The organism is Reyranella sp., assembly GCF_965279625.1.
Taxonomy (GTDB): Bacteria; Pseudomonadota; Alphaproteobacteria; order Reyranellales; family Reyranellaceae; genus Reyranella.
In genome coordinates this window covers 4,236,187-4,246,616 of sequence record NZ_OZ257251.1, presented here as the reverse complement: position 1 = coordinate 4,246,616, position 10,430 = coordinate 4,236,187, and the positions used below count along the sequence as shown (strand labels likewise).

Below are 10,430 nucleotides of genomic sequence, written 5' to 3'. Positions count from 1 at the left end.
ATCCGTAAGGCGCGCCTCCGCAAAAGGGAGCAGCACCCCCGTATCAAGCGCCCAAGATCGCTCAGAGAGCCTATCGGAGGATGATCCACGCCACAACGGATGGAACAAAGCAATTGAGGACGTTGTCCGGAACAATGCCCCGCGTCAACTGCCGATGGCAGCCCTGATGCGGTCGACCGCGGCGTCGGGCGCCGTGAGCACCGGTGTCGCGACCGCGGCAGTGACGGCCGCCAGCGCCCGCGACGTCGAGAAGTGCGCGAGCATGATGGCGTCGCAGTGCACGAGCTCGGGCGCCCGCGCAGCGATCAGCGCGTTGTGCCGGTCGGCGTCGCCCTTGCGCAACGCGTCCATCGCCCCCTCGACAACGATCGTCTCGAGCGTCGCCCCGCCACCCGCCTCGCCGCCCGCCTCACCGACGAACTGCTCGAACTCCTCCGTCATGGTCAGCACCGACGGCCCGAAGGTCGCGAGCATCCCGATCCGCCGCCCCCGGCCGATCGCCTCCCGGAACATCGCTTCGTTGGGCTTCAGCACGGGTACCGGCAGTTCGCGGGCCATGCGCTCGATCGCCGGCCCGAACGCCGAGCAGGTGACGAGGATCGCCTCGGCCCCGATGCGATGGGCGTAGCCGCCGAGCTCGACGAAGCGCTCGAACATGCGCGGCGTCAGGTCGTGGTCCTTGGCGCGATCGATCGACAGCGAGGAGTCGAGCAGGTCGACGGCCTCGGCCTCGGGCCACCGCGTGGCGAACGCGCGCTGGATGGGTTCGATGGCGACGGGTGTGCCATGCAGGAGGACGATTCGGGGCTTCTTCGACATGCGAGCGGTCTTTCGAAAGGAGAGCGTTTTCAGGAATGCGCGAGGCGGGATACCAGGCCACCATCGCCATAGGCCTTCGCAGCAGAGAGCGAGGCGAGCAGCGCCATCCACGCGGCGGCACCCTCGGCGTTGGCGGCATCGGCAAAGATCGCGGCATCGAAGGTGGAGACGGTCTGGACCTCCGGGGGAAACGGACCGGCGACGGCGACGCCGGGGACCGACATCAGCTCGCTCACCTGCTGGATCGCAATGTCGGCCTCGCCGCTCGCGACCTTCTCGCCGGTGAACCCCATCGGTATCGTGACGGCGCGCGCGTTGACCTCTGCGGCAATCCCCAGCCGCTCGACCAGCCCGGTGAAGTAGATGCCGCTCGCACCGGCCCGCGAGTAAGCCACGGCCCTCGCAGCCACCAGCGTGCGCTTGAACGCTTCGACGGTCGAGACGTCGGGTTTCGGCGCGCCCTCGCGGACGCCGACGCCCAGGATCGAATCGGCGAGACAGACGCGGGTCTCGGGACGCACGATGCCGTCGGCGCAAAGCTTGTCCATGGCGCCGTTAATGGCGATGACGACGTCGGCGCGCTGCCCTTCGGCGATCGACTTCATGATGGCGGTGGTCGGGCGCCAGTCGATCTCCAGGCGATAGGGCGACGCAGCCTCGAAGGCCGGCTTCAGCCAGCGATTGACGGCCACCTCGAGGGCGAGACCGCTCATGACGGTAACGGACGACGGCGATGCCACTGGACTTCACTCCTCGCTCAACGGACACCGCCTATATAGCGCGATGCCGCCTTGCACGGCGGCAAAAGTTGATCTGGAGCCGGCCTCCGCGAACGGGCATGAAGGCCTTATGGATCGGACATCCCACAAATCAGGAGGAAATCGCGTGAGCTTTCGTGCTTCGGGCTTTAACTGGCGTTTGCATTGCGGATCGAACGTCCTTGAGAACCACCTCAATGAAGTCGTTTCGCGCGCCGGCGCCAAGCGCCCCTTCGTGATCTGCTCCCCGTCCATCAACAAGCGAACCGACATCGTTCGCCGCCTCGAAAAGACGCTGGGGCCGACGTTAGCCGGCGTCTTTGATCAGATCGAAAAGGATTGTCCCTACCCCAACGTCTGCGCCGCCAGGGATGCCGCTCGCGAGGCCAATGCCGATCTCCTCATCGCCGTCGGGGGCGGAAGCGTGCTGGTCGCCACGCGGGCCGTCGCCATCTTCCTCGGAGAAGAGCGCGATCCCTTCGAGCTCATGACGCAGTACCCGGCCGACAAGCCGGCCTACAGCCCGCGCCTGGCCGCACCGAAGCTGCCCATCGTCAACGTCCCGACCACTCCCACCAGCGCCATGAATCGCGCTGGAACGGGGCTGAAGAATGACGATCTGGATCATCGAATGGAGTACTTCGACCCCAAGACCCGGCCGCAGGCAATCCTGCTGGACTACGAGGTCCTGATGACGACACCCTCTTCATCCCACCGGTCGACCGCCACCACGGTCTTCTCCAGTGTTGTCGGAGCCATCGCCGCCGCCGAATCGAATCCACTGGTCGAAGGCGATCGCCTTCAGGCTTTCCGCCTCGCCTTTCGCGCCTATTCGGCCCTTGCCCAGAATCGCGACGATGCCGCCTCGCGTGCCGATCTCTGCATCGCCGCCTTCCTTCAGAACCGCGCCGAGGACGATGGGTCCCGCATGGGGGCCAGTTCTTCCTTTGGCGGAGACTATGCCGTTTCGACCGCCTTGCACGTCCAGTTCCCCCATGTCGGCCAGGGCGAGTCGATCTCCACCATCCACGCCACCAAGATCCGGTTGTCGCAAGACGACGAGGCCGCGGCGCAGGTCGTGGCCGAAGCGCTCGGCCTCGATCGTGGCCACAAGCCTGGCAAGCTGGCGATAGCCGATGAGCTGGAACGCCTGTATCGCAGCGTGGGAATGCCGATTCGTCTCAGCGAACTGAACATCCCGCGATCGGCGCTTCCCCTCATCGCGGGACAGACGGTGAAGAACTTCAATGCCAACGCAGGCGTGCGATCTGATGGTGAGCGCATTGCCGCGGCGCAGCAGCTGCTGGAGGCCGCTTACTGACCGAGGGGCATGCCTGCTGGCCACCGTGCCTCGAGCTGGTGGCGAGACGGGCGCCATCGCCATCAAGTCTGCAAACCTTTTCCCCGGGATCCGAGCCCTAGGGGAAAGGCCCGATTTCCAAGCTTAAACCAACGGCCCTAAACATTGACCCTTGCCCAGTTTCGGCTCGTGATTGATGTGACGGCGGCAGGATCGCTGGCGAAGACGTTCCATGCATTGAAGCAGGCCTCGACGATATCGTCGTAGGTTTCGAAGATGCCGTTGGCGGGCTTGTTCTTACGCCGCGCATCGCTCCGGAATCCCTGAAATGAGTCACACGCTCAGGCCGTTGGTATTAGTACTTCTCATTGACTCATAAAGCGCGCAAAGAATGGCGGAACCATTTTAAGGAAGACGCCATGAGCATCGCCGAAATCGAGCGCTTTGCAGCCGACCTGCAATCCAACGAAGCCCTGCGTGCCGCAGCCGCAACGGCGCAGGCCGAGAAGTCGCACGCCAGTCCGATGGAACGCGCGGCGGGCTTTGCGGCGAGCAAAGGCTACTCCTTCACCGCCGATGAGGCGAAAGACCATGCCAAGGCGAGGACCAAATCCAAAGGCAAGGAACTCACCGATGCCGAACTCGATGGCGTGGCCGGCGGGGTCTGCTTTTGTGCCGCTGGCAATTGCATGTTCAGATAGCCATTGACCGAGCGCTGACCCGAAGCAGCAACGGGGAGAGGCGTTGATGAGCGCAACGGAGATCGGGCGCATCGCCGTCGGCGAAGAGAGCGGCAGAGCCTCCATGAGCGTCGAGGCGGCGATGGCTGCCGTCACTTTGCTCGATCTGGCTAGCGTCAAGCGCAAGGTGATCGAGGAGAAGGGCTGGAGGCAGGAAATCGCAGACTACGCCGAGCTTAGGTACCGGCGATTTCTCTGCATGCATCTCCTCGATCCCGGGCTCATTCTCGTACCGCCGCCGGATATCGACGTCTTCTGGCATCAGCACATCCTGTTTACGCGGGCTTATGCCGTGGATTGCGCAAGACTGTTCGGGACGTATTTTCATCACAGCCCTGCGACAGGGGATGCAGATGAGGCGGCGATGATGCAACGGGGCGTCCTGGAGACGGCGAAGTTCTATGCCGATGCATTTGGCCAGCACTACTTCGCGACCGAGCCGGCCGGATTTGCATCCAACTGGATGACGCTCTTTGATTAAGTGTACACCCGTGGGGACATCGATTGAGCGATCGACAGGAGAGCGGTGCCGGTGCCGGCAAGAGGATCTTCCGGGACGCAGCCCTCCAGCGGCTTAATTCACCGGAGCAACTCGACCAACGCATCGGCTTGATACCTCCGGCGATGCGCCTGCTGGCGGTATCGGCCGCCGTGATCATCCTGGCGGCGCTGGTGTGGGGCGTGTTCGGATCCGTGCCCACGCGCGCGATCGGGCGTGGCGTGCTGCTGGCCGACAGGTCGGGCAACTTCGCCGTGTCGGCTGTCTCGGCCGGTCTGGTGCTCGAGATTTTCGTGAAGCCGGGAGAGCGCGTCTTGGCCGGCGCCGAAATCGCTCGCATCGAGCAGAGGCTGCTGGGCGCGCAGATCGAGAACGGGATGGCCCAAGTCGGACGCCTCGAGGCGAACATGGCCAAGCTGAAGGCGGCGAATGCCGCTCAGATCCGCCAGAGCGAAGAGACTGCGCGTCGCCAGCAGGCTGCGATAGACGGCCAGCTGGCCGCCAATGAGATACGTCGCGACCGCCTTCGCCAGCTCGTTGCGGGATATGAATCGCTGCGTGCCAGGGGAATGATGGCGCAAGCCGAAGTAATCGCCCGGCAGGAGCAGTATGACGAAACGACTCTTGAGATCGCCAACGGCAGCGCCAAAAAGATCGAGATAGAGGCGACGGTCCAGGCCAAGCGCGACGATCTCGACGACAAAGAGCGCGAGAAACAAACCGAAATCGATCTCAAGAGGGCCGAAGTCGAGGAACTCAGGGTGGAGAAGGCGGTGGGCTCGGTGGTCAGGGCGCCGGTCGGCGGCGTCATCCAGGAAGTCCGCATGGGCCGGGGTGACGTGACGACGATGGGCGCGGTGCTGGTCACGATCGGCTCGGGCGCAGAGGATAATGTGGAGATGCTGGTCGTGCTGAGCGGCGAAAGGAGGAAGCGCGTCGCTGTCGGCATGAACGCCTATGTCATGCCGGACGGCACGAAGAAGGAGGAATACGGCTCGATGCGCGGCCGCGTGATCGCCGTCTCCGAGAATGAGATGTCCAACGAGCATATCGAGCAGATCCTGCAAAATGCCCAGCTCACCAAGCGCCTGGTCGGTGACGGCAGCTCGGCTTTGCTCGCCCGTGTCGAGCTGGTTCCGTCGAAAGCCAATCTGAGCGGCTACGAATGGTGGAGCGGCAGCGGGCCGCCCTACAAAATCACGCCGGGCTCCGTTGCCAACCTCGATATCGTCATCGACGAGGTGCGGCCGATCAGCCTGATCATTCCGGCGCTGCGCAAGCTGCTCAGCATCAGCGGATAGACATCCTGTTCAGTCTCTTCGCGACGCGCCGCGTCCGCACGCCAACCGTGCTCCAGATGGAGATCGTGGAATGCGGCGCGGCAGCGCTTGCCATCGTGCTGGCCTATCATGGGCGGCGGGTGCCGCTTGAGGAACTGCGCGTCTCCTGCGGCGTGTCGCGCGACGGCAGCAAGGCCAGCAACGTGGTGCGAGCGGCGCGGCACTATGGCCTCGAGGCCATCGGCATGCGCCGCGAAGTCGACGAAGTCCTAGCCGGCGTCTTTCCGGTGATCGTCTTCTGGAACTTCAACCACTTCGTGGTGCTCGAAGGCGTCTCGCAGACCAAGGTCTATCTCAACGATCCGGCGGCCGGCCCGCGCAGCGTTTCACGCGCGGAGTTCGCCAACAGCTTCACCGGCGTGTCGCTGGAGTTCAAGAAGGGCCCCGCCTTCATTACCGGCGGCGCCGCCCCGGGCGTGATGGCGAAGCTGGCGGGCCGACTGAAAGGCCTTCATGCCGCCATCGCCTTCGTCGCCTGGATCAGCCTGATGCTGGTGATCCCCGGCATGATCGTGCCGGGCCTGACGGCGGCATTCGTCGACAGGGTCCTGATCCAGCGCTTCGACGGATGGCTGAACCCGCTGCTGGTGGGTCTCGGCCTCACGTTTCTGATCAATGTCGTCCTTCGCTACCTGCAAGGCATTGCCCTCGTGCGCATCGAGTTGCGGCTGGCACTGCAACAGTCGGCGCGCTTCGCCTGGCATGTGCTCAGCTTGCCCGTCGTCTTCTACAGCCAGCGTTATACCGGCGATCTCGTCAGTCGCGTCGAGGCCAACGACCGCGTGGCGACGCTGCTGGCGCGGGATTTTGGCAACGCGGCGGCAAGTTGCCTGACGGCCATGTTCCTGGGCGCCGTCATGATCTCCTACGACCTCAAGCTCGCGGCTATCGTGCTGGGCAGCGCGGTTTTCAACATCGTCGTCCTCCGCCTGCTGCATCGCTCGCTGGCCGATGTAGCGCTGCGCCTGCAGATGGACCAGGCCCGACTGTTCTCGACCTCCGTCGTTGGCCTGCAGTCGATCGAGACACTGAAGTCGACCGGTGGCGAGAACGATTTCTTCTCGAAGTGGGCGGGCTACCACGCGCGAACCATAAATTCCGAACAGAAGCTGGGCGTGTATCAGCAGACCATCGACCTGCTGCCGGCGGTCCTCCTCAGCCTGACTTCCGCCGCTGTCCTCGGCGTCGGCGCGCTGGAGGTCGTCAATGGAGAACTCAGCATCGGCGCACTCGTGGCCTTTCAGGGCCTGCTCATGAGCTTCTCGGCGCCCGTCCAGCAGATGGTCGGCGTGGCCGCCAAGGTACAGCAGGCCTCGGCCGATCTGTCGCGGCTCGATGACGTGCTGCAGTACAAGCCCGACTGGCGCTTCTCGCGCGCCGGGGCTGCCGCACTCGAGGCGCCGCCCGACGCGCGCGCTGCCGGCCACCTGTCGATGCAGGGTGTGAGCTTCGGCTACAGCCCGCTGGAACCACCGTTGATCGAGGATTTTTCACTCGACGTGGCCCCGGGCCGATGGGTGGCGCTCGTGGGCGAATCAGGCAGCGGCAAGTCCACCGTGGGCAAGCTGATCACTGGACTGCTGGAACCGCGCGCCGGCGACATCCGCGTAGACGGCTACACGCTGCAGGCCTGGGGGCGTGAGCGGCTGTCGACGATCGTTGCCTCCGTCGATCAGGACATCAAGCTGTTCGCCGGTACCGTCCACGACAATGTCACCCTGTGGGACGACACCGTCGATCACGCCCGGCTGGTCGACGCGATAGACGATGCCGGCCTGACGGCGACCGTCAGCGCCATGAAAGGCAATTTCCACGGCGCGATCGAGGAGGCCGGCCGCAATCTGAACGGCGGCCAGCGTCAGCGCATCGAGCTCGCGCGCGCGTTGGTGCGCGAACCCTCCTTGCTGGTGTTGGATGAGGCGACCTCCGCCCTCGACGCGGTGAGCGAGAACGAGATCCTGACGGCGGTCCGGCGCCGCGGCATGACCTGCGTCCTCGTCGCTCATCGGCTGAGTACGATCCGCGACTGCGACGAGATCATCGTGCTCGAGCGCGGCAAAGTCGTGGAACGCGGCACGCATGCCTCGCTGCTCGCCGCCGCGGGTGCCTATGCCCGGCTGATCGGCGCCGAGGATGCGGCATGACGGACCTCGCGCATCTCGCCTCGCCCGGTCGGCTGCTGCGGCCCGCGCGGCTTTATGTGGTGGTCGTGGGCCTCCACGGAGCAACCGGGCCTCGCCATTTCCTGGCCGATCTGCCGGAAGGGTCTGCCGTGTTCGTGCTGGCGGCCCCTGGCGTGTCGTTTCTGCTGGTCGGACAGGACGGCTCGACCGGGAGCGCACTGCTGTCCGCCGGACCGATTGACGCCGCCGCACTCGATGCCTGGCATGGCGCGTTGCTGTCCTGGCCGGGATTGGCTCGCGCCGATTCCTCGGCCGTCCCGATGGCGGCCTGGGAGAGCCGCGTGCTGCCGGAAGGTGCCATGGTGACGGCGCACGAGGTCGTCTGGCTGCAGGCAGCGACGCCCCTCCTGCGTTACCCCGCGACGGCGGCCACAGGGCCATCTGCTGCCCTCTCGCTGCTCGTGCTCGCCAATCAGATGAGCGCCCAGCTCATCTCCGAAGGTGAGATAAGTGCGGTCACCTCGACGTCGCTGCTGGCGGACAACGCGCCGGAAGGCCTTGCCGCCATCACTTCCGTGCACTCTGCGCGGATCGCCGCTGGCGTCATCGCGCGTGAAACCGCGATGCGCCAGTCCCTGGACGAGCGGCACCTCAGGGACGAGGCGGAAGTCTCCGCGGCTCTGCAGCGCCTTAGCGACGTTGCGGCTTTTCGTGCACCCGCCATTGCGAGCACCGCAATCTCCGGAGGCGATTCGTTCGCCGCCGCGCTGGCGACGATCGCCACCACGGAAAACTTCACCTTGCGCTTCCCGGCGGCGGACGAGCGTAACAGCTCGGTGTTCGACCGCCTCGGCCGCTTCGCCAATTCGAGCGGCTTCCGCTTTCGCGAGATCGCGCTCGACGACGGCTGGTGGAAGAGGGAAGGCCCAGCCGTGCTCGCCATCGAGAGTACCGGTGGCCGGCCGCGGGCGGTCGTCTGGCGGCGCCGGCGCTGGCGGGCGATCGATCCCGAGACCGGTGTCGAAACCATCATCGATGCGACGTCGGCGGCGGCCCTTATGCCGCGTGCCTACATGTTCTATGCGTCGCTGCCCGAGCAGATCACGACGGGCCAAATCTGGCGCTTTGCGCTATTCGGGGCGCGCGGCGACGTGGTTCGCCTGCTGCTGGCTGCGGCAGCGGCAACCTTGGCCGGGCTGCTCATCCCCGTCGCTACCGGCGCCATCCTGGGCTACGCGATCCCCGACGCGCGGACGTCGCTGCTGGCCGACATGATGATCCTGCTGGTCGCGGCCGCCATCGGAAGTGCAGGTTTTCAGGTCGCGCGGTCGGTGGCGCTGATCCGGCTTGGCACGCACATCGATCTTCGCCTGCAGGCCGCGGTTTGGGACCGAGTCATGCGGCTCAAGACGTCCTTCTTCCGCCGCTACGGCGTGGGCGACCTCGCGCTGCGCATCCTGGGCATCGATACTATCCGGCGCATCCTCGCGGGCCAGGGCCTGAACGGCATGATCGGCGGCGTGTTCTCGCTAGCCAGCCTCGGCGTGATGCTGATCTATGACGCGCGGCTGGCCATGTTCGCCGCGGGCTACGCATTTGTCGCCGCCGGCATTTTGTTTGTGCTGGGCCGCCAGCAGATGCGCCTCGAACGCGCCGTTTACGAGCGCAAGGGCATTGTCACTGGCCTGCTGGTGGAGATCCTGGGCGGCATCGCCAAACTTCGGGTCGCTGCCGCCGAGCTGCGCGCCTTCGCGCGCTGGTCTAACGCCTTTGCCGACCAGCGCGCCAACGACGCCAGGTCGGGACGCCTCGGGGCCTGGCAGATGGTGGCCGCTACAAGCCTTCCCATCCTGGGCACGCTCTGCGTGCTGGCGATCGCTGGCGATCGCGTCGAACCCATAGACGTCGCCGCCTTCGCCGCCTTCAACAGCGCCTTCGGCCAGTTCACCGCCGCCCTTCTCGGCTTCACCGGTGCGCTCAACATCTCAATTGAGGCCGCGCCGCTCTTCGACCGCATCCGGCCGGTGTTCGAGGCCAACCTCGAAGTCGGCGGAAGCCGCGTTGATCCCGGTGTGTTGGGCGGGCACGTCGCGGTGCGCAACCTTTCGTTCCGCTACTCTGCGGAACGACCATGGACGCTCGACAACATCGAATTCGAGGCAAGTCCGGGCGAAAACATCGCCATCGTCGGCTCTTCGGGATCCGGTAAGTCCACCCTGCTGCGCCTGCTGCTCGGCTTCGAAACACCGGCGCGCGGCGGCGTCTATTACGACGGCAAGGATCTCGAGACGCTCGACCTTCGGCTACTGCGCCACCAGATCGGAACCGTGCTTGAAACGGCCGGCCTCGTGCCCGGCAGCCTCTACAACAATATCGCGGGCAGCGCGCCGCTGACGCGCGAGCAAGTCCACGACGCAACGCGCCTGGCCGGCCTCGACGCCGACATCGCTAGCATGCCGATGGGTCTCGAAAGCTTCGTAATGGAGGGCGGCGGCCAGCTCTCAGGCGGTCAGCGGCAGCGCGTGATGATCGCGCGCGCGCTCGTCAACCGGCCTCGCCTGATCTTCCTCGACCAGGCAACCAGTGCGCTCGACAATCGCACCCAGGCGATTGTGGGCGCGAGCCTGGCCGCGATGAACGGCACGCGCATCGTCATCGCCCATCGCCTCAGTACCATCCGCGCCGCTGATCGCATCCTCGTCCTCGAGGCCGGCCGGATCGTGGAGAGTGGCACCTACGACGAACTGATCGTCCGTAACGGCGCGTTCCGGCGTCTCGTCGAGCGGCAGTTATTGTAGCCGCGTTACCCGGCTTGCCCGTTACCTTCCTCCTTCGAGGGTAAGGTCTCAGC

The 10,430-nt window shown here is 65.4% G+C and carries 8 protein-coding genes; 6 read left to right on the top strand and 2 right to left on the bottom strand.

Features of this window, described 5'->3' with window-relative positions; genetic code table 11:
- Positions 1-144: 144 nt before the first annotated feature.
- Together ACQY78_RS20625 and ACQY78_RS20620 are read right to left on the bottom strand one after the other, a co-directional pair.
- Positions 145-819, bottom strand: coding sequence for an aspartate/glutamate racemase family protein (locus ACQY78_RS20625; protein WP_428678155.1), 675 nt, complete (start codon positions 817-819; stop codon positions 145-147).
- A 29-nt stretch (positions 820-848) separates the two neighbouring features.
- Complete coding sequence (locus tag ACQY78_RS20620; RefSeq protein WP_428678153.1) at positions 849-1,559, bottom strand: substrate-binding domain-containing protein; 711 nt, start codon at positions 1,557-1,559, stop codon at positions 849-851.
- A 145-nt stretch (positions 1,560-1,704) separates the two neighbouring features.
- On the opposite strand from ACQY78_RS20620, the gene ACQY78_RS20615 reads away from it, so the two are divergent.
- From ACQY78_RS20615 to ACQY78_RS20590, 6 genes are all read left to right on the top strand, one after another.
- Positions 1,705-2,898, top strand: a complete 1,194-nt coding sequence (locus tag ACQY78_RS20615; RefSeq protein ID WP_428678151.1) for an iron-containing alcohol dehydrogenase — start codon at positions 1,705-1,707, stop codon at positions 2,896-2,898.
- Positions 2,899-3,296: 398 nt separating this feature from the next.
- Entirely contained in the window at positions 3,297-3,578 is a 282-nt protein-coding gene (locus ACQY78_RS20610) for a Nif11 family protein (RefSeq protein ID WP_428678149.1), read from the top strand.
- A gap of 46 nt (positions 3,579-3,624) precedes the next feature.
- A complete protein-coding gene (locus tag ACQY78_RS20605) occupies positions 3,625-4,098 on the top strand; it encodes a glycine-rich domain-containing protein (protein ID WP_428678147.1) in 474 nt (157 codons plus the stop codon).
- A 23-nt stretch (positions 4,099-4,121) separates the two neighbouring features.
- Positions 4,122-5,417, top strand: coding sequence for an NHLP bacteriocin system secretion protein (locus tag ACQY78_RS20600; protein WP_428678145.1), 1,296 nt, complete (start codon positions 4,122-4,124; stop codon positions 5,415-5,417).
- A 47-nt stretch (positions 5,418-5,464) separates the two neighbouring features.
- Positions 5,465-7,600 (top strand): NHLP family bacteriocin export ABC transporter peptidase/permease/ATPase subunit, encoded by a 2,136-nt coding sequence (locus ACQY78_RS20595; protein WP_428678143.1) that lies wholly within the window; start codon positions 5,465-5,467, stop codon positions 7,598-7,600.
- On the top strand, positions 7,597-10,377 hold the full coding sequence (locus ACQY78_RS20590) for an NHLP bacteriocin export ABC transporter permease/ATPase subunit (RefSeq protein ID WP_428678141.1): 2,781 nt from the start codon (positions 7,597-7,599) through the stop codon (positions 10,375-10,377). Before ACQY78_RS20595 ends, ACQY78_RS20590 begins: the two co-directional genes overlap by 4 nt.
- The last annotated feature ends 53 nt before the right edge of the window (positions 10,378-10,430 follow it).

Excerpts from the sequence above, each read along its gene's own strand:
- ACQY78_RS20590 (WP_428678141.1), top strand. The coding sequence starts at position 7,597 with ATGACGGACCTCGCGCATCTCGCCTCGCCCGGTCGGCTGCTGCGGCCC.
- ACQY78_RS20605 (WP_428678147.1), top strand. The coding sequence starts at position 3,625 with ATGAGCGCAACGGAGATCGGGCGCATCGCCGTCGGCGAAGAGAGCGGC.
- ACQY78_RS20625 (WP_428678155.1), bottom strand. The coding sequence starts at position 819 with ATGTCGAAGAAGCCCCGAATCGTCCTCCTGCATGGCACACCCGTCGCC.
- ACQY78_RS20610 (WP_428678149.1), top strand. The coding sequence starts at position 3,297 with ATGAGCATCGCCGAAATCGAGCGCTTTGCAGCCGACCTGCAATCCAAC.